The sequence below is a fragment of the Martelella endophytica genome (assembly GCF_000960975.1).
Lineage (GTDB): Bacteria > Pseudomonadota > Alphaproteobacteria > Rhizobiales > Rhizobiaceae > Martelella > Martelella endophytica.
Window position 1 is genome coordinate 2,969,962 of sequence record NZ_CP010803.1, and the last position, 25,822, is coordinate 2,995,783.

Genomic DNA, 25,822 nt, shown 5'->3' on the forward strand with positions numbered 1-25,822 from the left:
TTCAGGCCGCCGCCTTCAGGATATCGTTTCCGGCATTGTCGAGATCGGTCTGCACAAGGCCGGTCAGCAGACGCGCCAGTTCGCCCGGTCCGTTGGCAAGCCGTGAAAGCGCCTTGGGAGCGGGATCCAGGCCGAGGTTTTCGGCGGCCTTGGCGGCGCGGCTGTCGACGAACGGGTAGAGTTCGTCCCATGCGGTCTGCACCTCGCGCAGGAAGATATCTGCGCCGACATCGCCGATGCCCTTGAATTCCTTCAGGAGCTTGCGTTCGGCCTCGGGGTCGTGCCCGGCCTCCTCGCGCAGCTTGCGCAGGTCGCCGCCGTAATCTTCCTTCAGCTTTGCCGTGGTGTCGGCAATGTAGCGCGCCGTGCTTTCGTCATAACGGGCATAGCCGTTCTTGTTCAGCACCTTCACCCTCTCGTCCCAGTTGGTCTTTGCCATCTTGTCCGGTGTGGTGAAGCCAGCAGTAAACAGGGCGCCGGCGGCGCGCTGTGCCTGGCTGGCGCTGATGCGGGCGCTCATCAGCAGCGCGCAATTGAGCCATTGAAACAGCGGTGCGGGCGTGTTCTTGGCGAGGTCGATGCCGAGCATCTCGGAGTAACTCTCGGGATAGCGTTCGAGAACCGCCTTGGCGATGGCTTTCTGCTTGTCGGTTTTCATGGCGTACCTCCATATTCGCGGGCCGAAACGGCCCTTTCGGAGGTAACGTACCACCGAACGAAGCGGTTCCTTGCCGCGCTTGCATGCCGTGCGCGAACCGGCTTAACTGCACACGCCGATATTCACCTCTTGCACGGAGCAATCGATTGTCGCTGTTTTCCGCATTTGCCGTTTATTTCGTCATCTGGTGGGTGACGCTGTTTGCGGTGCTGCCGTTCGGATTGCGGACGCAGGACGAGGAGGGCGACGTCGTTCCCGGCACCACAGAGAGCGCACCTTCGCGCTTCCGTCCCTGGCGGGTCGTGCTGTGGACCTCGCTGGTGTCGGCGGTGGTGTTTGCGCTCTGGTGGGTGGTTGCCGTGGTGATCGGCCTTGGTCTGGAAGACCTGGCGGCGTTGTTTGAGTGGTGACGCGACCACGTGGGTCTCGCCCCTGAGGGACGAAGCAACGCTTAAGTGGAAAAAATGAAAGGCAAAAAAAAACAAGGCCTCAGGCCTTGTTTTTCAAGTATCGCGTGATCCGTTCCGTTTCCGGGGCAGCGACAAGCGCGCCAGGACCGATCCTCCCAAGACTTGACCGCGAATAAAAGGCAAGAATTTAAGCTCCCTGCCTGTTTTATGGGCTCAACCTAGCCTACGGATTGGGCTTTGTCACCCTTTATTTTGCAAATTTACGACACTGGATGCACTTTTTCAGTTTGACAATTGAGTGTGCACAATCTGCAACGTTTCAAGACCTTGACACTTGTCAAACCGCATGTCTGCAGGCCTGCGACACAGTTTTTCCGGCTGATTTTCACGACTTTAATTCCTCAAAGGAAGCCGCTACAAGGGGTGCCGGAGAAACCCAAGGTTAAACACGATTCCCGGCAATCCGGGACTGCCACAGAAAGCGGCTCCTCATGCGCCTTTCCCGTTACTTTCTGCCGATCCTGAAGGAAAACCCCAAGGAGGCGGAGATTGTTTCGCACCGTTTCATGCTGCGTTCCGGCATGGTCCGCCAGAACTCGCAGGGCATCTATACCTGGCTGCCGCTGGGCAAGCGCGTGCTCGACAAGGTGAACGCCATCATCCGCGAGGAGCAGAACCGTTCGGGCGCCATCGAGCTGCTGATGCCAACCATGCAGTCCGCCGATCTTTGGATCGAGAGCGGTCGCTATGAGGCCTATGGCAAGGAGATGCTGCGCATCACCGACCGGCAGGAACGCGCAATGCTGTTCGGCCCCACCAATGAGGAAGTGATCACCGATATCTTCCGCAGCTATGTGCGGTCCTACAAGCAGCTCCCGCTCAATCTCTACCACATCCAGTGGAAGTTCCGCGACGAGATCCGTCCGCGTTTCGGCACGATGCGCTCCCGCGAGTTCATGATGAAGGATGCCTATTCCTTCGATCTGACGCGGGAAGGGGCTGAGCATTCCTACAAGAAGATGTTCACCGCCTATCTCAGGACCTTCGACCGGCTCGGCCTGCGCGCCATTCCCATGCGCGCCGATACCGGCCCGATCGGCGGCGACCTCAGCCACGAATTCATCATTCTCGCCGAGACCGGTGAATCGGAGGTGTTCTGCCACCGCGATTTCGTGAACTTCGACATTCCGCCGGAAGATGTCGATTTCGACAGCGCCGAGGCGATGCAGGACGTTTTCGCCAAGTGGACCTCGGTCTATGCCGCCACCGACGAGATGCATGATGCGGCGGTTTTCGATGCGCTGCCGGAAGGCGAGCGGCTTTCCGCGCGCGGTATCGAGGTCGGCCACATCTTCTATTTCGGCACCAAGTATTCCGAGCCGCTGAACGCCAAGGTTCAGGGCCCCGACGGCAAGGAGCATACCGTTCACATGGGCTCCTACGGTATCGGCCCGACGCGCCTTGTTCCCGCCATCATCGAAGCATCCCATGACGAGAACGGAATCATCTGGCCGCGTTCGGTCGCACCGTTCGAGACGATCATCGTCAACATGAAGGCGGGTGACGCCGCCTGCGACGGGGTTGCCGAGCGCCTTTACGAGGCCCTGACCAATGCCGGCCAGGACGTGCTCTATGACGATACCGATGAGCGCGCCGGCGCCAAGTTCGCGACCGCTGACCTCATCGGCGCGCCGTTCCAGATCATCGTCGGCCCGCGTGGCGTCGCCAATGGCGAAGTCGAGGTCAAGGACCGCAAGACCGGTGCCCGCGAAACGATGACGGTCGAGGCGGCGCTCGCAAGGGTGGCCTGAGCGCGCGAGCCGGCAGGTCCGGCACGCGACACATGAAACAGGGCGGCTTCGCGTGGTGCGGGGCCCTGAGGGAGATAGGCCTGAATGGCGGCTGCAGACGAGACAATCGAGGACATCCGGCGCGCTTCGGCCAAGCCGTTTTCCGTTTTCGAACGCATGGTCGCCTGGCGCTATCTGCGGGCCAGGCGCAAGGAAGCCTTCATCTCGGTCATTGCCGGTTTCTCCTTTGTCGGCATCATGCTCGGCGTTGCCACGCTGATCATCGTGATGGCGGTGATGAACGGTTTTCGTAGTGAGCTCGTCAGCCGCATCCTCGGCATCAACGGCCACGTCGTGGTGCTTCCGGCCGGCGAGCCCTTCAACGACTATCAGGCCCTCACCGAGCGGCTGCAGGGCGTCGAGGGCGTGAAGCTCGCTTTCCCGCTGGTGGAAGGCCAGGCACTGGTTTCCGGCGCGCAAGGGGCTGGCAGTGGCGCGCTGGTGCGCGGTATCCGGCCGGATGACCTCTTGAAACTGACGACGGTTTCCGATCACCTCATCGAGGGCGACATGGTGGGCTATACCGCTGGCGACAGCGTGCTGATCGGTTCGCGCATGGCGACCTCGCTCGGCCTGTTCTCCGGTGACAAGATCACGCTGATCTCGCCGGAAGGCGATGTCACCCCCTTCGGCGTCAATCCGCGGGTCAAGGGCTATCCTGTCTCGGGCATCTTCGAGATCGGCATGTCGGAATACGACGCCTCGATCCTGTTCATGCCGCTGAAGCAGGCGCAGGCCTATTTCAATGCGGGCGATACGGTGCAGAGCATCGAGGTGTTTCTCGATCACCCCGATGATGTCGATGCGGTCATCCCGAGGATCAGGGAAGCCGCCGGCGAGAACGTGCTGATTTCCGACTGGCGGCAGAACAACCGCACCTTCTTCTCCGCGCTTGAGGTGGAGCGCAACGTGATGTTCATGATCCTGACGCTGATCGTCATCGTGGCGGCGCTGAACATCATTTCCGGCCTGATCATGCTCGTGAAGGACAAGGGGCCGGATATCGCGATCCTGCGCACCATGGGCGCCTCTTCCGGCGCGGTGATGCGCATCTTCTTCATGACCGGGGCCGCCATCGGCCTGACCGGCACACTGGCCGGCCTCGTTCTCGGCGTCGTGGTGTGCCTCAACATCGAATCCATCCGCGAGTTCTTCTCGTGGATTTCCGGCACGGTGATCTTCGACCCGCAGGTCTATTTCCTGAGCACCCTGCCGGCCGAGATGAGCTTCGGCGAAACGGCGACCGTCGTGCTGATGGCGCTCGGCCTGTCCTTCCTGGCCACCATCTTTCCGGCCTGGCGCGCCTCGCGCCTCGATCCGGTCCAGGCACTGCGTTACGAGTAGGAGAGAGCAGCGTGGCGACACCGGCACTTGAACTGAAATCGATCGAGCGGGAATACGGGCAGGGCGATTCCGTGCTTAAGGTTCTGCGCGGCGCTTCGATGACCATCAATCCCGGCGAGATGGTGGCGCTTGTCGCGCCATCCGGCACGGGCAAGTCGACGCTGCTGCAGATCGCAGGCCTGCTGGAGAAGCCGACCGCGGGGGAGGTGTTCATCGCCGGCCGCGCGGCGACGAGCCTCGATGATGCCGCCCGCACGGCGCTGCGCCGCAACGATATCGGCTTCGTCTACCAGTTCCACCATCTGCTTCCGGAATTCTCCGCCCGTGAGAACATCATGCTGCCGCAGCTGATTGCGGGGTTGACGCCCGCCGAGGCGCGCGAGCGGGCCGAGCAGATGCTCGATTACCTGAAGATCGCCCATCGCGGCGAGCACCGGCCGGCCGAACTCTCCGGCGGCGAGCAGCAGCGCGTCGCCATTGCCCGCGCCGTCGCCAATGCGCCGAGCCTGCTGCTGGCCGACGAGCCGACCGGCAATCTCGATCCGGAGACCGCCGGCTATGTCTTCGAGGCGCTTGAGGCGTTGGTGCGCCAGTCCGGCCTTGCCGCGCTGATCGCGACCCACAATCTCCATCTCGCCGCCCGCATGGATCGCCGGGTGACGCTTTCCGACGGTCACGTCGTTGATGCGGATGCTGTGAGCAACCCGGCGGCGGGCTGAGCTACAGCTTCGCTTGCCCGCAGGCGGAAGGCGCAAATTGCCTTCGCTTGCCGCTTTCCCGCCCAGCTCTTCCCCAAAAGCCTCTCTCCCCCTCGGGACGAAAAAGAGAGGCTTTTCCCTCAACCACATGCGACGATCATACTGCCTGCTCCTGGAGCGCCCGTTGAAATCGGCACCCGGTCATGCCCGTTGCGGCGGTCCTGAGGGCTGATGCCCGCGCAGGGACGCCATGCACCCGATCCCTCCCGCCTGTCCTTCCTGCCTTGCCGATGACGAACCCGTTCGAAATCGCGAAAGCCGGGTGCCAACGACTATTCCCACTTGTCAAATAGGAATAATTTCCTATTATTGAGGTAACAACCGGAGCGGGAATATCTGGAGGGAATGTATCGTCCGTAAAATCCATCGTAAGGCGCGGCGTCTCACTTTGAAGAAAAAAACTTAATTTTCCGGACAAGTGATGAATATCCATTCGTTATTTATTCGCATATTACATTCAAAATATAAGTATAAAATCAATACGTCACATGTATAAATATAATATATATCGAATATATACACGTAAAAAATCACAACATGCAGAACATTTACTTAAGGTTGACTTTGGATATAATTGCAACCGGCCGCGCGTTCACAAGGTTCAACACAGTCCAATCAGGAGAAGGGCGCAAACATGTCGCAGGGAGATACAGGAGATAACAGTCAGAAGTTCGCGCGTTCTGACGAGGAGCGAGAGGCGTGGAACCGCTATATGCGCAACTTCCGCCGTGGTTTCAAGCAGAGGGGGCTGACCAGTCTGTCGACGGTCATCACCGTCGAACATGCTGATTTCATTGATCAGTATGGTCGGGCGAGGGGGTGTCAGTCGAAGCGGGAGGCGCTGATGATGATCATCGACGACGTCAAGAAACGCTTCGAGACCGAAGGAGATCAGGACGCATGATCGGCCCGCCCGAAGACGGGCGGAAAGCCCTATCCGGAGGCGGAAAACGCGCATTGCCGCGGCAAGCCCATATCCGCCTCCGGAGGTTGTTCCGCCAACGTGGAACCTGCGTCAGGGGTCCAAGATAAGAATTTCTTCCTATTTTCCCCTCGCCGTGATGGCGCGCCTGCAGCCCCGATGGCAATCACCTTCGTCTGCCTCGTCATTCCGGCTTGCATCCCCATTGTCTCTCGCCTAGAAGGGCGTGGATATTCGACGCAATGGCTTTTTGCTTCGCTCGATGCGCGTGTGGCGGAATTGGTAGACGCAGCAGGTTTAGGTCCTGCCGCCGCAAGGTGTGGGGGTTCGAGTCCCTCCACGCGCACCAACATTCAAGAGCTTTTTTCGCTCTAACCTATTGAAAATAAAATATTTTATTTTTGTTTAATTTTCAGGTCTTGCCTGATCTGTGCTTTTTGTGTATGTAGCGTGACGCGCGGTTTTGCAATTTTGACAGCTGGTTTTGCAGCAGCACAATTACATAAATTGCCGGAAGTGGCTATCTTTGACCTGTTGTTTCGGTCCATCTCTGACATGAAACATGCTCTTCGCCCCGAGAGTAATAGTGGCACTTCCCGTTATTTTTACATCCCCACTCGGGTTCACTCAAAAAGTTAGGGTTGGCCAGCAAATCTCGGCAGAGCCCGATGTGGACGTTCGATGGTAACTCTTTCCTTTTCGGGAAAATTCTTCCTGACATAATAAACTGCTGGTCTGGGAAATGACTTGCCACTGATAGGCCGTCTGCGAAGCGCTCCGAAATGATTTCTTCTCTGCTAGGATATATAAGTCTCTTATCAATATTGTAGAACCCGGAGGATAAGTCGACCAAGTCAAACCCCGTGCCGACTATGTCAGTCAAAAAAACTTCGCGGCCATGAGAGTCAAAATTTGGTTCTCCGCTTCGAAGTGAAATACGGATCGAAGTCTCACTGCCCATCGATCTGAGCCGAGCGGACTGAACTGCCAGCCATTCAAGTACTTTCTCCGCTTTGGCGTAGATCCTTTTGTCCACTAATAAGCCAAGAAGATAGCCATGCGCGGCATGGATTTGGATATGCTCAAAGCCTTGATCTAAGGCCATAGCTGAAGCCAATTCAAAGGAACTGAGGATTTTTTCGACCGAACTATCGTCGATCGCATTTACGAGATCGCGAGAGGCCCTAATAACTTCACGAGCATCTTTAGCGACAAACTTCCTGGCACCTTTATATCCTGACCAAGTCGTCGAAAGCTGGATGCCAGGACGAGTACCCCTGGCCTTAACCGCTTTGGCAAGATCAGGCCATATGCGATCACGGGTTAGAACCGGTGTAGCCGAATTGGTGCCGTAGCCATCTGGAACCACAACGTTGCCAATAATTGCGCAGTACAAATCTTTCGAGCTTCGAAGTTCATAAAATTCAACATATCTCTTGTCGGGCATGCCAGACGTAAGGAGCCCCGTGTTTATACCAACGAAAAAGACTCGTTTATCCTTGGAGATACTCATATCTTCGGCCATTGGCCCTCATCTTTTCAAGAACATCTTTCTCGAGATCGCCGCCTAAAATCACCGATAAACGCATGATATAAATCGTCGCATCGGCGAGTTCTTCGCGAAGCATAACAGCTTCGTCCTCTAGAGAGGGGCCCCTGTACTTGACGTTGTCTAGAGCCAGTCCGACTTTCTTGAGCCTATTGGCGAATTCTCCGACTTCTCCGATTAGGCCAACGGTGTCTTTCATCAACTGGTCGCGTCTTGCCCGATCTGAAGAGAACTCAACCGAGAATCCTCTTTGGCGATCCGCATCAATCTGAATTTTTACAATCTCGGAGAGTTCCAATTTATTTCTCCTTAATTCTATTAACTAGGGTTAAAAACAAGCTGATAAGAACAGTAGAAATTAGATTCACTAATACCGCAGAAAAATTACTCATAAGTCCCGTGCCGGCCAAAAAGAGCGCCGTAGCGTTGATGGCGATCGCTACGCCAAGACCGATGATGGTGCAAATGCGGAAAAATTCGAGGTCACGAATAACTGTCCGAGTTGCCTGGGGTAGCAAAGCGAAAGCCTCCTCCTTCTCAACAGAAACTCGTTCATCGCCCTTCACCTCATTGTATTCTTTCTGAAGGTGGTCTTTCAAAGGCCAAATGCCGGCCTGGAACCCGTGCTGACCGACGTAGGGTTTTGTTGAGGGCGACAATAATTTGCTGAACTCAGCTTTTGCGATAGGCTCTCCCGGAGGCAACTCGATATATTTGTCTCCGATGTTCATCGTCACTAGGCCGAGGTTTCCCTGAAACCCAGGATCTGCATAGGTTGCGACAGGGCTTAGGCCAATGCTGAAAAGTGCTCCTTTGCTGATCACTCTGACTATAATATCGTCCGGTATCAGAAGCCTTTCCGCGGTAATAAGCACCACACGATGCCCGGGCTTTATTAGAACTCGCTGTCCTGGTTTCAGTTGAATTCGTTTGGCATCCTCAGAAAGGTCGTAATACACGTTCCCCATTCGTAGTTGATAGGAAGCGGCTTCCACCATCTCCGCATCGGCATTTAGTATCAGTTGGCCAGCTTCAATAGCCGCTTCAATTTCGTTATTGCTAAGAGTAGGCACTATATCCCCGCATCAATTGCCAAAATTCTCCGTGATATGAACAATATTACGCACTCCAGGACAAGATTTTATTGGAAATTAGCACCTCCTTCACGCCCTTCCCATTCCTCTCCGAGATCGAATAGGTGCAATCGACCTCCTCGATCGCGAACCGTGAGAAGGTTTCGAAGACGCCTTGAACGGCGTTCAAGGACAGGATGAAGGCTCCTTGAAGGCCCTCTAAGGCCTCCGCCATCGCCTCGAAATCCTCCCGGCCGAAGACGCCCGCGCCATAATCGGCCTCGTTTCCCCAATAGGGCGGGTCGAGATAGAACAGCATGCCCGGCCGGTCGTAGCGGCGGATGAAGTCTTGCCAGGGCAGGCATTCGATGACGACGCCGGCGAGGCGCTCGTGGATGTCCTCCAACGTCGAGGCGAGTTTGACCAGGTTGAAGCGGGCGCCGGTGGTCTTGCTGACGCCGAAGTTCCGGCCCGACACCTTCCCCCCGAAGGCGAGGCGCTGGAGGTAGAGGAAGCGGGCGGCGCGTTCGAGATCGGTCAGCGTCGTGGGATCGGTCTTCATCAGCCGCTCGAACTCCCGCCTTCCGGAGATCTGGAAGCGGAGCGTATCCATGAACTGCGGGAAGTGCCGCTGCAGGATGCGGAAGAAGTTGGCGACGTCGCCGCTGATATCGTTGATCACCTCCGTCCTCGGCTGGCGATCGCGGCGCAGGAACACGCCGCCCATTCCGACGAAGGGTTCGGCATAGCCATCATGCGGGGTCGCGTTGATTTTGCGGATAACGGTCTTCGACAGGATGCGCTTGCCGCCGATATAACCGGCTGCGGGAACGACCGGGGCGACCGGGCGCTGATTTACCATTTCAAATATCTCACGACTCAGCCACAAATTGTGTTGCCCCTTCCGGGGCACGGGTGTGGCAGTTATCGTATGTTGCTGCCCGGCGGGTCGATCCGCAATAATTGATCCCGCCGTGCCATGGCCGTGAGGCCATGGCCACCCGCTTGCTACTCTTCGTCCATGCCGGCAAAGGCCGCGTCGACCTCGGCTTGGTTTGAGACAGTGCCGGCGTCGATTGCGGCATAGACGTCCGCACGCCGGTCGAAGGTCCATTGCACGAATTCGCCGACCCGTTCTGCGATGGCGATCGCTTCGACCGCCGTGAGCGAAAGAACAGCCGTCCCATCCCCATGCGCATCGAAGGAGAATGTTCGGTCGGCATCCCGTTCGGCCAGTGCCGCCATACCGTTGATCAGGCCGATCGCTTCGCCGTCGCATTTAATACGGACGCCATTGATCAAAGGCCCCTCGATACGGGTTTCCCATGACTTCCGTGCCGCATATGCAGACAACTCTGCCTTGGTGGGCGGTATAAACGGCTTTTCGGCAACAAGGCCGCGGACGGCGGGAGCGCCGATGAAGTCGATCTCGACCGGGTTCGCTTCATCGTCGAACCATGTTTGTCCGCGATGATCCGGTCTCAAAGACCATGCCCCCTCCGCGAAGACCGCGACCTCGCCATCGGCCGCCGTTGGCGGCTCGAGGTCAGTGGCATAGGCTGGGATCAGAAATCGATGAGGTTCAAGAGGGTCAAGACGCGCAACCGAGCCGGATACGAGTTCGCCGGTTTCCGGCGCATAATGGAAAATATTCATGATCCACCTCCGTCTCAGTATTTGATGATGAACATGGGAGCGATATTGCGTGGCCGCGTGACCGCGTACCACGAGTTCATGTTGGCGAACACGACGGTCGGGTCCGAACTGCCGTAAACGGTGACTGTTTGCGTGTATTGCCCCGGATAGACCGGGTCCGCGCCGATCTCCGCGCCCTCACTTTTTCCCTGGACGATAGACCCGTTCGCGCCATCAACATTGTCATCGTAACCACCGACCAGGGTCCCCTTCTGGAAAGAGCCGAATGCACGGCCAGCGTCAACGCCGCGACCGTGATCCCATCCGCGCAGAAACTCACCGCGAAGATCCGGAAGCTTGAATGTCGTGGCGCCGTCACCGCCGCCGAAGGTTGTCCCGATCGCGGCGAACAGTCCAGCATATGCCGTTCGCGATATCAGGGCGCCGTCACATTCGAGCCAACCGGCTGGAGGTTCGTTGGTGTACCAGGTGGATCCGGTACCCGGTGGAACGGTGTTGCGGATCATCTCGGCAATCGCTTTCGAAAGCTGCGTCAGGTCGCCATCGTCGGGAAGTTGGCCAGACTGAACGATCACGTTCAGCAGCTCTTCTTGAACACTGTTCAGCCACTTGGCCGTAACCACAGTGCCTTCCTGGCTGCCGCCTCCGGTCGACAGTATCTGATCCTGAAACCCTCGTTTGCCGTTGCCCAAATCGACGACGGCCGTGCCTGTAATCCGGTCCATCTAAGCTCCCGAATACTGGAAAATGAGGCGCGTATGCGCCGGTTTTATGAGCAAAAAATACGCCTCGGCCGAACCGTTCACCTGAAATGCCGCAAGCGAATGCCCGGCCCGGTTCGCACCCGCGCGAAAGGCGGTCACCTCCACGGCCGGCATCGAAACCAGCCAGGTGAACTGTTCGCCCTCGGCAATCAGAGGCGTACCGGCACGCAGCACACCGGCCCGTGACGGCCAGAACTCGGTGATTGTGATGTCGAGGTTGAGCACTTCGCCGATGCCGAGAAAATAGGGCACGGACTGGCCTCCCTTGGCAGTCCAGCGCTGGTGGGCCAGCCTTCTTCGTTCGTCGATGCCGGCGAGCTGCAGGTCGCGCTTTGCCGGATCAGGCCCGAGCACGCGCTCGAAATCGGCAAGGCAGGCATCGGCCGTGCGCGGGTCGATCTCGTCCATCATGGCGGCGGCGACCCGCTCGCCTTCCTGTATCTCGCCGGCGAAGGCTGCAAAGAGCGCATCCATGAAGCCGCCCGCCCTTGGCCGGGCAAAGCCGAGCGGCCAATGGGCGCGAAGCGAGCGGACGATATCGGCGATTCGTCTCATTCCGCCTCCGCGAAGCTGATCGCGCCCGTGACCGGGAACTGATAGGCGCCAAGCGTGTAGGTCTCGGCCGGCACGATCAGGTCATGGGCATATTCGCCATTGGCGGCCGAGATCTCCTCCGAGAGGCGGGAGACTTCGATCGTCGCGCCGATCGGCGTGTCGTTGCCGGTGTCGTCGTCATCGCCAAGTGTCGCGATGAACCGTCCGAAGGCCTCCTCGATCGCGGCGCGTACCACCGGCGTGTCCGGCCTGATCCTGACGGTGAGCGGCACGGCGACGATCTCGGCGGCGTGGACGCTGACATAGGCGGTGACCGGGCGAACGCCCTCCGGCGTCAGCGGCCGGCCGAGATGGGCAAGCATCGCGGCGCGCTCATCATCGCTCGGCGCCCGGCCAATGCCGTCTTCGTCCTTCATGGCGACCACGACGCCGACGGAGCCACGGCCGACGACATCGGGAATGATCCGCACCGCCTTGATCGCGAATTTGTCGTCGAGCCAGTCGGAATAATCGTAGCCGGCGCCGCCCTGCGGTGGCTTGCGAATATGGGCGATGGTCGCCGACTGAAGCTCGGCGACCGGCATCTCGTCGGCGCCGCCGGAAAAGGCGACGGCGATGGTGATCGTGTCGATCTCCGGCCAGGGCTCGACCGTTGAAAGCTGAATGCCGGCTTCGTAGTTGCCGGCGGTCCCGGCGGCTGCCGCCGTCGCGGGCGCCGTCACCGTGCCATCCGCGCCGATCGTGGTCTCAACATCGAGGGCGAAGACGCGGCCTTCCGACGAGGTCATCTGAAGATCGGCCGGCAGCACCGTGCCGGGTTCGCCGGTGATCGCCACGGAGCCGACCGCATAGGTCGCGCCGCGCTGCTTGACGCCCCAGATCGAGGCGTGGCGCAGGACGAACTCATCCTCGGCCGTATCCACGAAATATTGCCGGCCCCACCAGGCCACATGGCTATGGATGGAGCGGAGCTCCAGCGAGACCGACCGCAAGATCCAGGCAAGCAGGCCGCGCGAGGAGCGAACCGCAAACGAGATCGCTTTCGGTGTGTAGGAAATAGCCTTTGCGTCGAGCACCCCGGCAAGGCCGGCCTCCAGCGTTGCCGCCATGCGGGCCGCGATCGTCTTGGCGGAGGGAACGGGCCAGCTCATTGGTCGACCCTCTTGGTGATCTCGATTGCCTCGCCGGAAACCGAGCACCGCAGCCGCAGAAGATTGCGGGCATGCCACCAGGCTTCGACCTCGGCCGTCTCGCCGGTCATATCCTCGGCCCAGAACAGGCTTTCGGCGGCGAAGTATTCGGCGAGAAGCCGGGTCTCCTCGGTCTGCTTGTTCCGGGAAAGCTCCCAGAGCCTAGAGCCGGAAAAGCGGCCGTCGATATCGAGCGCGTCTCCGGCGCTGCCGCGGCGTTCGAGGAAGGAGGAGGGATTGGCCGACCATTGCGAGCGGCCATCCGGCAGCGTGTCGCCGGCAAGCGCGCGGGCGTCGAGCCCGATCGACATCAGCATCGGCGTCGCGGGCGTGGTGTCGATCACAAGATCGCCATCGGCGCCGAGTGAGATATCGCAGGCGCGGGCATCCTGATCGAGAATGAGGGCAACATCGCAAAACATGGGCGCGAGCATGACACGCGCGCGCGTGAGCCGATCATGCCCGCCGTTGCGGGCATCAGGTCATTTGCGGAGTGGGTGGGGGACCGCCGGGATGGCCATGGCCGTTATACTGCTCGCGCATTTCCTGCATCGAGCCGTTCTTGTCGGTCACATTGCCGCTCGCCTCGATGTCGCCTTCGACCTTCAGGATTTGCGCGGTGATGAACACACCGGCATCGGTCTTGATCGTGATCTGCGCGCCGGTCTTGATGTCGAGCGTGCCGTCGGCCTTGAGCACCATACGATCGCCGCCGCTGTTGTAAAGGCCGACCTCGTTCTCCTTCAGCCCGCCCATGCGCGCGGAGGGATTGGCGACAGGCAGCACGACCAGGTCGCCCTCATCGCCGCCGACGGCAAGCACGATCGCCAGCGCGCCGTCTTCCGGCACATGGGCGGCGAAGCCATAGGGCTGCATCACCTCGACATCGTGGCGCCAGACGCCATCGGCGACCTCGACGGAGGCCGTCTGCACGGCGCCGTTGTCTTTCACATTCTTCAGAACGGAGCGGCGGATCATGCCGCGATTGGTCTCTGTCATTTTATTCCTTCCGCGCGTTGCGAACGGAAAAGTCTGCAACTTTTCCTGCCCGCGCTCATAGTCTCTCCGCCGTCGTGTCGAGCGCCTTCTTCTGCTTGGCCACCTTGTTCTTGCGCTGCTTCTTCTTGGGCTCGCCCTTCTCGAAGCTCTCCGGCGAGATGACGCCGAGGCTGGTGATTTGGCCGTCGTCATTGTTCTGGATGAAGGTCACCTTCGAGATCAGCATGTCGCGGTTGATGTCGTTGAACGCATCCGAGACCGGCACGATCGTGTTCGGCCGCCAGAGCTTGCCTTCCACCGAATGCCCGCGCCGGATATAGGTGACCTCGGCGGCCGCACCCCGCGCTGTGTTGCGCCGCCACTCCGCCTCGGCCCTGGCGCTGTCGTGATCGGCCTTGGTGCGGGCGAGATAGACCTTCGGCCGGTAGCGCCCGATCTCCTCATCCTCGGCAATGCCGGTGACGGCCGTACCCGCTCGCTCGGTTCTCGTGGCGCTGCCATCGCCGGCGGCGCGATCGGCCGGCAGAAGCGGCTCGGCCGTGGTGTCGAGGCTTGCCTTGCCGCGCTTCTTGCCGGCACGCTCGCTGGTGCCGCGCACGATCGTCTTCGAATAGCTTTGCTCGTCGCTCTCATCGATCGAGGCCTTCAGCACATTGCCTGGCAGCGTGATCGCGTCGGCAGCGCGGGTGCCGCCGGAGCGGGTGATCACCACATTGCCGATACCATCGGAGAGAACCCGCGCCTGGCGCTGGCGGGCGCCTTTCTCGATCGCGGTGAACGGGCTTTCGTCGAGATCGATGCTGTAGCGGGGAAACGGCGCGCCGGTGTCGATCTCTGTACGCACGCCGATGCCATAGGGTTTGATGATCCGCGCGACCGCATCCTCCAGTTTCACATTGTGCATCTCGGCCGGCGTGTCATCGACGAGGGCGGTGCAGTCGACGAGGTCGCCAAGCTTGCAACGGCCCTCGACGGTGATATCGGCGAAGGCGGCCTCGATATTGGACGAGCGCTTCTCGATCCGGCCGTTCAGCACGGTGACGCCATCAACCTTGATCGACACGGCCGCGCGGCGCTGCAGACGTTTGTTCTTGGCGCTGTGGACATGGGCGAGCGCCGCCGCCGAGGCCTCCTGGTCGTGGCAATAGAGCGAGAAGCGCGCGGAGAACTCCTTCATGTCGAGTTCGACCTCCGCGCCGGTCCAGCCTTCGAATAGTGCGCCGTCGATCGTCACCTCAATCATGGCATTGTCCCTGCGCATGCCCGGACGGAAAACCGGTATCCACTTTTCCTGGTCATGCTTTCAGCACCTTGATGCTTCCGGCTGGAAGCTGCGCCGGATGACGCGGCCGGTTGCGCGCAACGATGTCGGCCCAGACCGCCTCGATCGCCGCCGGGTTCTCGCCTGCGATATGGGTGGCGATCATCCAGGCGTCGGTCGGCCCGGCAAGCGTGAGCGTCAGCGTTTCCGGCAACTGCCCGATGATCTCATTCAGCGCGCCGGTCACCTCGGCCTTCAACCCCTCAAGTGCGGAGACCAGTCCATCGACCTCGCCGTCATAGCGGCCGGAGGAGAGCTGGCCGACCGACTCGATCAGGCGATCGGCCGCAGCATGCATGCGGGCGCGGGACGCAAGCGCGGTCTCGGCGCTGTCGAAATCGGAGTAGGGGACCTGCGCCACCGCCTGCGACAGGCAGTGCGCCGAGGCGGCAGCAATCAGCGCCCGGTCGGGATCGGACGGCGCTGCCGCGATCGCGCCGGCAAGCGATGAGGCGAGCGAAACGCCGATCGCGGTCAGCGCCGCCGGCGTCGCCGCGACCTCCGGAACCGCCTCGGCCGCGGCCGCGACGAACGGGGTTTGGGAGGCTTCCCCGAAGCGGCTGGCGAGATCCGCGACCTCGGCGTCGAACGCTTCGGGCGTCGTCGGCGCGAGCTGTGCCGTTGCGTCTTGCAGGCGCGGCAGAAACCGGGCGGAACCGTTGACGGGCTGGAGCACACCCGCCGCATCCTGCACGACGCCCGCGCTGCGGTTGACCGCCCGCGTGCGCGCCGCCGAGATCGATCGGGTCGAGACCGCGCTCGCCAGCAGCGAGGCCGCCGAGGCGACGAGCGCCACGGCCGTAAGCACGCCTGAAAGCCCGTTTGAAAGGCTCGTGAAGCCGGTTTGAACCTTCCTGAATTTCGCGGAAAAGCGGACGGCGCGCAGCTCGCGCGAGGCAAGCGAGATCGTGGCGGGCTCGGTGAGGATCACCTGCATCGGCCCCTGCCAGGGATGGATCAGCATCGCCGGGCCGGACTGGTTGAACGCCGCCTCAAGCGCGACCGCCTGCGCCTGGTAGAAGTCGCCGATGATCACGCCGTTAATCGAAACCTCGGCCGCGGCTCGGCCGAAGTCGTCATAGGCCGCGTCGTCAACGCCGGGAAACAGATATTCGACCAGGCGCCGGCCGGCCTTGGTGGTGGTGTCGGGCACATCGAAGGCGATGCCGCGATAATAGCCGGTGACAAGGCCGGGAAGCGTTGCCATCAGGGCATCCCCACGGCGCGGCCGGTGTTAAGCTTGACGTCGCCGCTCGTTTTCGCCGACGAATGCGTCACGGCCGTTCCGGGCTCGGCCTTCACCGTGATCTCGCCGTTGAAATTGCCGTTGGCGGCAACGGGCGCGGCCTGCTGAGCGGTGGCGCCGCCCGTGCCACCCATCCACTTTGGACGGTTCTCCCAGCTCGGCCAGCTGATCAGCGAAGAGATGTCGATGCTGCCGATCGCCGAGAGAATACGGCTGCCGATATTGCCGAACCAACTCACCAACTCGTCGATCGTGCCCTTGACCGCGTCGACCATTGCCTGGGCGGCACGCGCTCCGCTATCACGAAAACCGGCCTCCATCTCGTCGGAATAGTCCTTCATGGTGAAGACCGACTTGATGCTGCCCCAGAGATCGAGACCAGAGAACCAGCCGGTGAGCTCGTTCCACCAGCCCTCTACCACGGCCCGCGCCTCGGCGAGCTCGGACGAGATGGCGGCCGTATCGACACCGAAGAAGGCAGCGAGATCGACGACCTGACCGCCGACCCAGCCGGCAAAGTCGGAAAGCGCCCCCATCACGTCGCCGACGGCGTCCCAGATGACCGAGGCAAACCCAGCAATGAAATTCGAGATCGGCTCCCAGTAATGCCAGACGGCCACGCCGATGGCGGCGACCGCGGCAACGATGGCTGCAATCAGCGCCCATATCGGCGCGGTGATGCCGGCAAGCGCGCCGCCTATTGCGGCCATCACGGCCATCAGGCCCTCAAACAGGAAAGATAGGCCGGGGATGGCAAACAATATGCCGCGAAATCCCGTCGCAAGACGGCCAAGCCACGAAAGCTTCATGCCATTCATGCCGGCGAGCGACGATTGTAGGCCGATTGATCCGGCTGCGGCGCGGTAGAAATAGAGGGCGAGCCGCAAGGCCCCTTTGCCGGCAAGCCAGAGGGGCGAAAGGATGAGCCGCAACCCGGCAATGACCGGCGGCAGCACGAAACCGATGACGCCGAGCGCGCCCCCGAGCAGAACGCCGGCCCCGCCAAGCCTCAGAGCCTCGCGCCCGCCGCCATTGGTTTCTTCGTTCCAGGCGCGTAGCTGGTCGAGCCCGGCCTTCAGATGCGTGTTGATCGCGGGCAGCCATTCGCCGAAAGCCATGCCCACTTCGCGGACGGCCTGCGTACCGATCTCCCGGAAGGTGATGAGCTGGCGGTTGAGGCCCTGCATCTGCGTGTCGAAATCGGCGTCGATGATCGAGCCGTCGGCCTCGGCCATCTTGTCGCGGATCGCCTTGTACTCATCGACGTTCGCCATGAACGGGATCAGGAAATCCATCACCTGCTGATCCTGGAACAACTCGCCGAGACCGCCGGCGCCGGCGATCTGGACGAGCTGCTCGCGCACAGCATCGAGCGCTTCGGCGCCTTCGAGCCCGTTCGCTTTTGCGGCTTCCATCATGTCGGCGATCTGGTTTTCGGAAACGCCGGTCAGTTTCATGACCTTCTGCAGCACCGCCTCGATCGGGTTAATGCCCTTGGTCGCGGCGTCCTGCATGACCGCCTGGATATCGACGCCCATATCCTTGAAGTTCTTCACCGTCGCGGGTGCCAGGATCTTCGACAGGAAGTTCTTGAGGTTGTTGGCCGCCTCGGCCGGATCGGACGTGCCCTTGCGGGCGATCTGCAGGGCGGCGCCGAGAAAGCCGACGGCTTCCTGTCCCTTGACGCCGAACTTCGCCACCTGGCTGGTCAGCGATGGGAAGTAGCGCGCCATGTCCTTCAGCTCGAAGGCGCCGAGCTTGCCGGATGTGACCAGCATCGCCAGAACCTTCTCGATCTGATCGGCCGGCACGCCGAGCGTCATCATCGACGAGGTGGCGACCGCGGCGATGTCGTCCGTCGAGGCATTGGCCGCCGTCGCAACCCTGGCAATGTCGTCGATCGCGCCGTCGATCAGCGCACCGTCGAGACCCGCGGCAAACATGTTGGCAACCGCCGAGGCGATGCCATCGGAGGTCTGTCCGGTCGCAAGCGCGAGATCCTCGAACCGCGCCTTCTGCTGTTCGGTAAACTTGAAGGCGGCAGCGCCCGTCAGCTCGGCCGTGCCCGCCATGTCCAACAGCTTTTGCTGGAAATCGGCAGCGCCCGCGATCGGCGCCATGAAGGAGATGCCGGCGACGGCCGCGCCGATAATGCCGATGCGGCCGGCAAGGCCGGTGAAGCCACGCACCGCGCCGGAAAGCCGGCGGAGCGGCCCGCTCATCAGGTCGCGTAGACGGACGAGAACGTCCAGCGTCATCTGCCCCGATCCGGCCACCTCAGCTCTCCTTCATTTCCTTGCGCGCATGCATGATGGCATTCCACCAGAAGATCAGCTCACGGCCGTTCATGGCGAGGATCTCGGCGGCGCCGAAACCCGAGTGCTCGGCGAGAAAGCCGGTCAGGACGCCCGCGTTTTCGGGCCACTCGTCAAAAAATGGTTGAGCACCCGGCCGCCGCCGGCAATGTCGGTGGCGTCAAGCTTGTCCCAGACCGCGTTCATCACCGCCTGATTGAGGCGGCAGGAACGCGCGAAGGTGACGATGTTCTGCAGGTTGTCGGGCGCCTCGGAAATCACGCGGGTGTCGAGGCCGGTCAGACGATGGAAAGTCAGGCTTTCGAACACCTTCTCCTTGATCTTGCCCGACGCCCGGACCTTGATCCTGACGGTCTCGTAGAGCGGCAGCGTGATCGTGCCATCGGCGTTGCGGATCGCATGCGACGGCAGCTTGTCGAGCGGATCGGTCGCATCCTCGTCGACGATATCGTCGTCGGCCTTCTGAACGGACACACCGGTGTCTTCATCGACGATGGTTTCGTCAACAACGGTTTCCTCGTCGTCGAGGTCGATTGCGGCAATGGTCTTCGTCGTCATCCGATGATCTCCTGCGCCTCTCCGGCAGCCCATTTGAGTTCGATCTGGCCATCCGTCGCGCCCGTCGTCTCGGGGCGGTCGCCCTCAAGAAAAGCGTCCTCGAAGACGTAGGTCTGGCCGGTGTCGCACACGACCTGCAGCTCGCCTTCCTCATGGTCGAGAAGGTCGACGAGCGACTGTCCCTTTTCGAGGTTGGTGGTCGCGGTGATTTCGGAGCCCTGAAACTCCTGAAAGCGGCCGACGCCGCGCCCATAGGCCGTGGCGGTGTTCTTGATGCCGCCGAGCCGGAGCTTGGCCCCGGTTTTGACGGGGATCGTCCGTCCCTTCCAGACGATATCGATGATGCCAAGTGTCTGCATGGTCGGCTCCTATCAGACGAGGAATTCGAGGCTGGAGGCGAACACCATCTGGTTGCCGACGATCTGGACGATCTGCCGGGCATTGGTGCGGTTACGGTCGTTCGGATCGCGCTCGAAGGTGGAGGCCTCGATCGTCGCCTCGGCGTTCTCGATCCAGACGAGGCCGGCATAGCGCTGGCAGCGCGCCGCCCAGGTGCCCTTGATCCGGCCGGGCGAAACCACGGCGGAACCGGCGGCCTTGTCGCCCTCGGCGCGGCGCGTCTGAAACTGCTTGCCGTCGTCGACCAGCTTGGCGCGCGGATAGAGCGTGTTGAAATAGGCCGACCAGTCGTAGCGGATCCGCGACATGGTCGCCGGCACCATGATGTCCATCCAGGCATCGTCGAGCACGCCGAGCGACGTCTTCTTGTAGGTGGTCACCATGCGGTTGATCACGGTCGAGCCGTCGTCGAGGTGGAGATAGGTCGACACACCGTGCTGCAGCAGAAGATTGCGCTCCTCCCACGAAAACTGGTCCTCGATGTCGGGTGCTTCGACGCCGTTCACGACCAGGCTCTTCAGCTGGCGCGCCGGATCGTTGGAAAGGTGGAAGGCGGCAAGCGCGCAGTCGGCCGCCGCATGCACCCAGGACGAGGTCGGCGAGCGCGACAGGCAGGACAGCGACAGGAAGGCGCAGTTGGTGAGATCGCCGAGCGTCACCGCCTGGGCATAGGTCGCCCGCTTGCCGGTGAAGCCATGGCAATCGAGCTTGGCCGTCGCCACGTAGCGCGCGTTCAGCCATTCGGCGAAGAGCTGGACATTGGTGACATCGGACCAGGGATGCTGGAGCTTGGTGAACCAGGCATTCTCGATCAGGTCGAGCACGTCCTGCAGGTCCGGATTGCCGGCGCCGCCCGCCATGTCGGCAACCGCGATCGTCAGCCCCTCGGGCACCGGCTGGGCGGTCACGTCGACGCGCAGGTCGATATCGTTGCCGACCTCGCCGCCGTTCTTCGCGGTCACGGTCACGACGCCGGCGGCGGCGGCGGCCGTCACAACGATATCGGGTTCCGCCGTGATCGCCGCGGCAAGTTTGGTGGCGAGCGCGGCGACGTTATCGGTCGCAAGCGCCGAGACGCGGATCCGCACGCCTGCGATCTTGAAGCGAAGCACGGTCGACTGCGAAGGCGCGCCCGTAAAAGTGATGGTGCCGGTGGCCTTCACCGCATCGTCGGCATCAGCAAGCGTCGTCACATAAAGCGGCGTGGTCTTGTTGACCTTGCGGAAGGCGGCGACCTGCTCGGCGCCGATCGAGCCCCGGCCGAAATAGGCGGTCGCCTCGTCGCCGCGCGTGATCTGGCGGATCTGGCCGGGCTCAAGTGTGCCGGCGGCAAGCTTGTGGCCGGCGATCAGAACCTTTTCCGGCCAGGCGTAAATGCCCTTCTGGCTGTAGTTCGGCTTGACCTCGATAAAGATGGCGGGGTCGTACCAGGTCATCGGGATTTCGTCGAAGTCCATCGATCAGTCCTCGCTCTTTTCCGTGGTGGTTTTCTTCGTTGCGGGCGCGCTGGCCTCGACCAGGTCGCCGTCGCGCAGGCGCCTTCGGACAAACAGCGTGTCGTCGACTTCGACGCCCGCTGCCGGCACGATCGCGCCGCCCGGCAGGGCAACGCCCGGAACCGTCTTCTCGGCATTCGCCGCGTCCCGGATCGTCAGCGTCCGGCCTTCGCCCGGCTTTACAAATTTCCGATGGCCCATCGTCAGGCTCCCGTCTCGATTTCGTCTTGAGGTTCGATGTCGCCGCCAAGCGACCAGGTCACGCCGAGGGCGGCGAGATCGTCGGCCGTCTCCAGCTCGAGCTCGGCCGTCGCGGTGACGAAGGAAAAGCTGAAGTCGACCTGGGCAAGCGCGATATTGTCGTCGGCGAAACCATCGGCGACGATCGCGGCAGCACCCGTGACGGTGAGGCTGCCCATATCGGCAAAGCTCACGCCGTTGAGCAGGACCGCCGCGACATCGACCATGGCATCGAGCCCGACGCCGCGCGTGTCGCCCTTGAAGCGGGCTTCCAGTCCGGAGGACACGGCGCAGACCAGGAACAGCCGCCATTGCATCGTGCCGGAAAGCAGCCTCGCGTCGTTGCCCGGCTTCATGCCCTGCCAGGCGAGGCCGAGGAAAGGTGCAAGCCTTGCGATGCGGCGAAACTCGGTGATCGACATCGCCGTCGGCACGCGCTCGAAGCCGAATGTCTTTTCCGGAAAGGCGATGCGCAGCCGCTCTTCGATCAGCGGGCCCTGGCGAGCGATGATGGCAAGCGCCGGATTGATTCCCATCTCACGCGCCCCTCAACGTGTCATAGGTGAAGTCGCGCGGGCGATCGGAATAGCGCGGGCCGGAGCCGACCTTCGCGCCGGTGGCGCCCTCGGCAAGCGGCGCATCGAGATGCACCCGGCGGGCGGCGATATCGCGCAGCCACTTCAGCACGTCGTCGCGGCCCTTCGACATCTCCTCGGACGGTGAGACATGCTCGCCCTGGGCCAGCTCATAACGGGCCAGAATGGAGGCGGCGCGGACGAGGTCGACCGGCGGAGCGGTGACCGGCACGGCGTAGTAGCCGCGCAGATAGCCCTCGATCTCGGCCGTGGCGTCCGACAGCGCGCGCTCGACACGCGCCACATCGACGGCCTCGGCCGTGCGGTCCTCCGGATTGGAGAGCCTCAGAATGTGCGTCTCGCCGAAGCGGGCAATCATGTCGTTGACTGTGGCGTACATGGTCGGTTTCCGGTGCTGTCGGGAGTGGGGGCGGCATTCGCGCCGCCCCCGGCCGGGCGCAGGCTTCGGGAGGCTATTTCTTGGCCGGTGTCTTGGCGGCCGCCTTGGCTGCCTCTTCCAGCGCGGCAATCTTGGTGGCGGCGGTCGCAAGCTCGGCCTTCAGTGCGGTAATCTCCGTGTCGCGCTCCTCGAGTTTGGCCTCGGCGGTTTCGTGCGCGCCCTTGAGCCGTTCGATTTCGGTGTTGGCCGTGGCAAGCGCCTCGGCCTTCGTCTTCGCCTCGGCTTCCGCCGTGCGTAACGCGCTGACGGTGGTCGCGGCCGGCGCCTCGCCATCGACCACCTCGAAAGCGGGATCGGCGCGGAAGGCGGCGAGTTCCGTCTTGGTGAACTTGTCGGCGGCATAGGTCGCGGACGCCGGATGCTTGATGCCGGCGCGGCGCATGCCGGGATTGCGGCAGATGATGGTGATCTGGTCAGCCATAGGGTTTCTCCTTCAAGGGCTTTGCGGAAGCCGCCGGGCTCGGCGGTTTGCGCAAGGCCCCGCGCGGGCTGTACCGCGCCGGGTGATTGCGATCAGGCGAGGTAGGGGACCACCTCGACCTTCGCCGTATTGCGCCAGATATTGGTGGCACCGGCGTCGTTGCGCTCCGCTTCGAGGATGGCGCGCGCGGTGCCTTCAAGCGCCGGCGGCACGATCAGCTTGGAGGGGCGGAGGTTGATGACGCTGCCGTTCTTCTTGCGGATCGTCTGCATGGCGACGCGCGCGGCCGAGAAGCTTTCAGCCGTCAGCACCGCCTTCGACTTGTGCGCGGTCTGCCACATGCCGTAGCCGGCATTGCAACGGCCGGACGTGCCCCACAGGAACTCGTCATTGAGGAAGACGTTGGCGTCCTTCTCGTCCTGGAACGAGACGAAGTTGAACGGCCGGCGCTTCTGGTAGACGAGCGGCTTGACCACCTGGGTGTCGTCGACCAGGTACCAGGCCGGCCCGGCGCCGGCGGTATAGTTGGCAACCGAGATCTCGTTGCCCTGCTCGTTGAAGCCGGGATGATCGGTGTCGAAGAAATACTGGCCGTCATAGCAAAGCGCGGTTTCGCCGGCGGCAAAGAGGGGCCAGCAGAGCTGGTCGGGAAACTCGGCCGCGTGCTGGCCGATCTGTCCGGCGACCGGCACGAAAACGCCGATCTGATCGTCCTCGATCTGGTCGCGCAGGATCCCGACCGTCTCTTCGAACTTGCGGTTCTTGATGGTGTAGGTCTGGGCGCCGAGGCGCACGACCTGCCGCTCGCCGATCCATTCGCGGATGCCCGGCAACTCGTCGAGGCGCGGATATTCGTTCTGCGCCGTCGTCGAATTGACCTCCATCGCGATCAGGCCGTAGCTCGTCGGCGTCGAGGTGAAGCGGGCATTGAAGGCCGTCGAAAGGCCGGTATAGATGCCGCGCAGGCTGGAAGCATTGATATCCATTTTGAAGTCCTTTCGAGACCCTTTGAGGCGGCCCTTAAAGCGCCTTCAGCCAGACGCCGTCTTCGTCGACGAAGCCGATCGTGCCCGCCTGAAGTTCGTCGCTGACATTGGTGAGCTGGTAGGTTGCGTCGTCGGCCGCATAGACCGGGTCGCCGGTATTGGCGGCGGTCGCGGCGGCAAGCGGAATGCGCAGCATCTCCTTGGAGACATCGACGCGGATGGCGCCATCGCCACCGGCCGAATTGTCGGCCCGCTCGCGTGCCCAGCCGACGATCGCGACGGCGTCGGCATGGTCGGGCTTGACGGCAAGGCCTGCCGCGGTGACGGCCACCTGGGTGCCGCCATAGATCAGCGTCGCGGCCTTGACCGGGAAAGCGGCCCTGCGGCCATCGCGCGTGACGCGCTCGATATCGTTGGTCGCGGCCATTTACTTCGTCTCCCGTTCGCGCTGTTTGGTGAAGTCCTCGGCGCCGAGCCCCATCAGCGCCATGACCTGTTCGTCCTCGGCGGTGATGTCGGGGTTGCCGGTCTCCGGCGGCTTGCGCCGGCCAAGACCGCCGGAATGGATCGAGGGCAGAAGCTTCAGCTCCGCCTCGACGCCTTCCGCGTCCTTCTGATGGCGGGCGATGTAGTGGTCGCGCAGCGCCGGAATGACCTTGCCGCCCGAAATCGCGGCATCGATCACGGCCTCGGCCTTTTCCTTCGCCTGGTCCGCCTGAAGCGTGGTGAGCTTGGAATTGAGATCGGCCACCGTTGCGTGGAGGCTTTTGATTTCCTCAGCCTGGCCGCCGGTGTTGGCCTGAAGCCGGCCCTGCAGCGCGGTGACCACGGTCTCCTCGTCGCCCTCGGTTCCGGCGATCGTGCCAAGCTTCGCGACAAGCGCGGTATGGGTGCCGGCTTTCGTATGGGCGGCTTTGACGGCGGCGAGCACATCGGCCTCGCTTGCCGTTTCTGAGAGGCCGAGCGCCTCCCGCAACTCTTCGAGCATAGGATTGTCCTCTTTCGAATTGAGGGATTTCAGGAAGGGGAGATTGGGATCGTTGGTCAGCGCCACGCGCTCGACCGAGCCGATCCGGTAGGGCTTGGTGCGCGAATGGAGGAACACCGGGGAGATGAAGCCATAGGCCTTGTCTTCCATCAGTGCCCGGCCCGAGGCCGTCCATTCGACGCGGCCATAAAGCCCATCCTCGCGCGCCTGCAGTTCGACGATCCAGCCGCGCGCCGGTGCGGGATGTCCGGCCTTGCCGGCCAGATCGGTCGCGTGGTTTTCGTCGATCGGGAGCTTGCGGCCGGCCGTGTGGAAGGCGGCAACCAGGCTTGCCAGATCCGGCGCGGCATAAGGACCGCGTCCGTCGACGCCGGTGAACTCGGCGGCCGGCAGAAGCTGCAGCCATTCCGGAACGCCGGCGGCGTTGAGAGCAATCGAGAGTGAGGCGCGTGTCGTTTCCATGCGTCGATTGCTAGCATCGGCGCATAGGCGCGGGTCATGCCCGCCGCCGGAGGCGTGCGTGCAAATTTGAAATCAGCGGGAGCGGGAAAAGCGGAGGATGAAGCCTTCGATCGTGTGGCGGATCATCGTCTCGTCGTCCTCGGAGATACCAAGGAAAGGCCGCGCCGGCAAGATAACCCGGTCGGCAACGATCAACCGGCCGCCGATCCGGAAATAGAGATGGTCGGCATGAACCGGCACGATCTCGGCGCCTTCCTGGTGCGGTCGCGCATAGATGACATTGGTGCCGACCTGGGCGTAGTCGTTGCCGGCGAAATGGGTGATGCTGTCGCGCAGCCGGCCGCTCTCGGTGAGGATACGCGTGTTGCGCTTGTCGGCGCCATAGTCCTTGTTGACCGGTGTCCAGGCTTGCCCTTCCGGATCGGTCTGGGTGATGAAGCGCTGGACGGTCGAGGCGACCAGGCCGACGCCGATCACGTTCATCATCGGCTGGGTGTTGCGGGTCATCAGCATCAGCCCGCCGAGGCCCTTCATCAGCGCTTTGTCGCGGATCTCGGTGACGATCGACACGCCGGCCATGATTTGCCTTTCCGGCCTGTGAGGCCTATATTTTCGAGAGGACGCGCC

Annotated in this window: 30 protein-coding genes and 1 tRNA gene; 6 read left to right on the forward strand and 25 right to left on the reverse strand. The window is 62.0% G+C overall.

The annotated features are described in order from the left end of the window. Position 1 precedes the first annotated feature (1 nt). On the reverse strand, positions 2-658 hold the full coding sequence (locus tag TM49_RS13500) for an HhH-GDP family DNA glycosylase (RefSeq protein ID WP_045681985.1): 657 nt from the start codon (positions 656-658) through the stop codon (positions 2-4). Between the two features lie 146 nt (positions 659-804). Here TM49_RS13500 and TM49_RS13505 point away from each other — a divergent pair, with 146 nt between their 5' ends. The 6 genes from TM49_RS13505 to TM49_RS13530 all read left to right on the forward strand — a co-directional run bounded on the left by TM49_RS13505 (position 805) and on the right by TM49_RS13530 (position 6,291). After that, a complete protein-coding gene (locus TM49_RS13505; protein WP_082074737.1) occupies positions 805-1,068 on the forward strand; it encodes a DUF1467 family protein in 264 nt (87 codons plus the stop codon). Between the two features lie 491 nt (positions 1,069-1,559). Then, complete coding sequence (gene proS, locus TM49_RS13510) at positions 1,560-2,879, forward strand: proline--tRNA ligase (protein ID WP_045681989.1); 1,320 nt, start codon at positions 1,560-1,562, stop codon at positions 2,877-2,879. 84 nt (positions 2,880-2,963) lie between these two features. Further along, positions 2,964-4,262, forward strand: coding sequence for a lipoprotein-releasing ABC transporter permease subunit (locus tag TM49_RS13515; protein WP_045681991.1), 1,299 nt, complete (start codon positions 2,964-2,966; stop codon positions 4,260-4,262). 11 nt (positions 4,263-4,273) lie between these two features. After that, on the forward strand, positions 4,274-4,981 hold the full coding sequence (locus TM49_RS13520; protein ID WP_045681994.1) for an ABC transporter ATP-binding protein: 708 nt from the start codon (positions 4,274-4,276) through the stop codon (positions 4,979-4,981). A gap of 673 nt (positions 4,982-5,654) precedes the next feature. Continuing rightward, complete coding sequence (locus TM49_RS13525) at positions 5,655-5,924, forward strand: hypothetical protein (protein WP_045681996.1); 270 nt, start codon at positions 5,655-5,657, stop codon at positions 5,922-5,924. A 282-nt stretch (positions 5,925-6,206) separates the two neighbouring features. After that, positions 6,207-6,291 (forward strand) — tRNA-Leu (locus TM49_RS13530). A 171-nt stretch (positions 6,292-6,462) separates the two neighbouring features. Here TM49_RS13530 and TM49_RS23470 read toward each other — a convergent pair. From TM49_RS23470 to TM49_RS13645, 24 genes are all read right to left on the reverse strand, one after another. Then, entirely contained in the window at positions 6,463-7,467 is a 1,005-nt protein-coding gene (locus TM49_RS23470) for an oxidoreductase (protein ID WP_144409560.1), read from the reverse strand. Further along, positions 7,436-7,789, reverse strand: coding sequence for a hypothetical protein (locus TM49_RS13535; protein ID WP_045681997.1), 354 nt, complete (start codon positions 7,787-7,789; stop codon positions 7,436-7,438). Before TM49_RS13535 ends, TM49_RS23470 begins: the two co-directional genes overlap by 32 nt. Position 7,790: 1 nt before the next feature. Continuing rightward, positions 7,791-8,564 carry a dCTP deaminase domain-containing protein gene (locus TM49_RS13540; protein ID WP_045681998.1) on the reverse strand — a complete coding sequence of 258 codons (774 nt, stop codon included), beginning with the start codon at positions 8,562-8,564 and terminating at the stop codon, positions 7,791-7,793. 46 nt (positions 8,565-8,610) lie between these two features. Further along, positions 8,611-9,426, reverse strand: coding sequence for a DNA adenine methylase (locus tag TM49_RS13545; protein ID WP_045682000.1), 816 nt, complete (start codon positions 9,424-9,426; stop codon positions 8,611-8,613). A 146-nt stretch (positions 9,427-9,572) separates the two neighbouring features. After that, positions 9,573-10,220 (reverse strand): DUF4376 domain-containing protein, encoded by a 648-nt coding sequence (locus TM49_RS13550; RefSeq protein WP_045682002.1) that lies wholly within the window; start codon positions 10,218-10,220, stop codon positions 9,573-9,575. A 14-nt stretch (positions 10,221-10,234) separates the two neighbouring features. Next, on the reverse strand, positions 10,235-10,945 hold the full coding sequence (locus TM49_RS13555; protein ID WP_052699841.1) for a phage tail protein: 711 nt from the start codon (positions 10,943-10,945) through the stop codon (positions 10,235-10,237). Further along, positions 10,946-11,539 (reverse strand): putative phage tail protein, encoded by a 594-nt coding sequence (locus TM49_RS13560; protein WP_045682004.1) that lies wholly within the window; start codon positions 11,537-11,539, stop codon positions 10,946-10,948. Beyond that, positions 11,536-12,690, reverse strand: coding sequence for a baseplate J/gp47 family protein (locus TM49_RS13565; RefSeq protein WP_045682006.1), 1,155 nt, complete (start codon positions 12,688-12,690; stop codon positions 11,536-11,538). Before TM49_RS13565 ends, TM49_RS13560 begins: the two co-directional genes overlap by 4 nt. Next, positions 12,687-13,163 carry a phage GP46 family protein gene (locus TM49_RS13570; RefSeq protein WP_244464727.1) on the reverse strand — a complete coding sequence of 159 codons (477 nt, stop codon included), beginning with the start codon at positions 13,161-13,163 and terminating at the stop codon, positions 12,687-12,689. The genes TM49_RS13565 and TM49_RS13570 overlap by 4 nt, the downstream gene beginning before the upstream one ends. Before the next feature lie 43 nt (positions 13,164-13,206). Next, positions 13,207-13,728, reverse strand: coding sequence for a phage baseplate assembly protein V (locus TM49_RS13575; protein WP_082074738.1), 522 nt, complete (start codon positions 13,726-13,728; stop codon positions 13,207-13,209). Positions 13,729-13,783: 55 nt separating this feature from the next. Then, a complete protein-coding gene (locus TM49_RS13580; protein ID WP_045685230.1) occupies positions 13,784-14,971 on the reverse strand; it encodes a phage baseplate assembly protein in 1,188 nt (395 codons plus the stop codon). 52 nt (positions 14,972-15,023) lie between these two features. Beyond that, positions 15,024-16,256 (reverse strand): DNA circularization N-terminal domain-containing protein, encoded by a 1,233-nt coding sequence (locus TM49_RS13585; protein ID WP_045682008.1) that lies wholly within the window; start codon positions 16,254-16,256, stop codon positions 15,024-15,026. After that, the gene (locus TM49_RS13590) at positions 16,256-18,571 is read right to left on the reverse strand and encodes a phage tail tape measure protein (RefSeq protein ID WP_144409561.1); all 2,316 of its coding nucleotides are present in this window, start codon (positions 18,569-18,571) and stop codon (positions 16,256-16,258) included. The genes TM49_RS13585 and TM49_RS13590 overlap by 1 nt, the downstream gene beginning before the upstream one ends. Before the next feature lie 123 nt (positions 18,572-18,694). Beyond that, a complete protein-coding gene (locus TM49_RS13595) occupies positions 18,695-19,168 on the reverse strand; it encodes a hypothetical protein (protein WP_045682011.1) in 474 nt (157 codons plus the stop codon). Then, positions 19,165-19,527, reverse strand: coding sequence for a phage tail tube protein (locus TM49_RS13600; RefSeq protein WP_045682012.1), 363 nt, complete (start codon positions 19,525-19,527; stop codon positions 19,165-19,167). The genes TM49_RS13595 and TM49_RS13600 overlap by 4 nt, the downstream gene beginning before the upstream one ends. Before the next feature lie 12 nt (positions 19,528-19,539). Beyond that, the gene (locus TM49_RS13605) at positions 19,540-21,024 is read right to left on the reverse strand and encodes a phage tail sheath subtilisin-like domain-containing protein (RefSeq protein WP_045682013.1); all 1,485 of its coding nucleotides are present in this window, start codon (positions 21,022-21,024) and stop codon (positions 19,540-19,542) included. Positions 21,025-21,027: 3 nt separating this feature from the next. Next, positions 21,028-21,264 (reverse strand): DUF2635 domain-containing protein, encoded by a 237-nt coding sequence (locus TM49_RS13610; RefSeq protein WP_045682015.1) that lies wholly within the window; start codon positions 21,262-21,264, stop codon positions 21,028-21,030. 2 nt (positions 21,265-21,266) lie between these two features. Further along, positions 21,267-21,839, reverse strand: coding sequence for a hypothetical protein (locus TM49_RS13615; RefSeq protein ID WP_052699842.1), 573 nt, complete (start codon positions 21,837-21,839; stop codon positions 21,267-21,269). A gap of 1 nt (position 21,840) precedes the next feature. Then, complete coding sequence (locus TM49_RS13620) at positions 21,841-22,278, reverse strand: gp436 family protein (protein WP_045682016.1); 438 nt, start codon at positions 22,276-22,278, stop codon at positions 21,841-21,843. A 73-nt stretch (positions 22,279-22,351) separates the two neighbouring features. Next, positions 22,352-22,759, reverse strand: coding sequence for an HI1506-related protein (locus TM49_RS13625; protein ID WP_045682018.1), 408 nt, complete (start codon positions 22,757-22,759; stop codon positions 22,352-22,354). A 92-nt stretch (positions 22,760-22,851) separates the two neighbouring features. Then, entirely contained in the window at positions 22,852-23,745 is an 894-nt protein-coding gene (locus tag TM49_RS13630; protein WP_045682020.1) for a Mu-like prophage major head subunit gpT family protein, read from the reverse strand. 34 nt (positions 23,746-23,779) lie between these two features. Beyond that, positions 23,780-24,172 carry a hypothetical protein gene (locus TM49_RS13635; RefSeq protein ID WP_045682029.1) on the reverse strand — a complete coding sequence of 131 codons (393 nt, stop codon included), beginning with the start codon at positions 24,170-24,172 and terminating at the stop codon, positions 23,780-23,782. Beyond that, positions 24,173-25,195 (reverse strand): phage protease, encoded by a 1,023-nt coding sequence (locus TM49_RS13640; RefSeq protein WP_045682031.1) that lies wholly within the window; start codon positions 25,193-25,195, stop codon positions 24,173-24,175. 72 nt (positions 25,196-25,267) lie between these two features. Further along, positions 25,268-25,774, reverse strand: coding sequence for a phage virion morphogenesis protein (locus TM49_RS13645; RefSeq protein WP_045682033.1), 507 nt, complete (start codon positions 25,772-25,774; stop codon positions 25,268-25,270). Positions 25,775-25,822 lie beyond the last annotated feature (48 nt).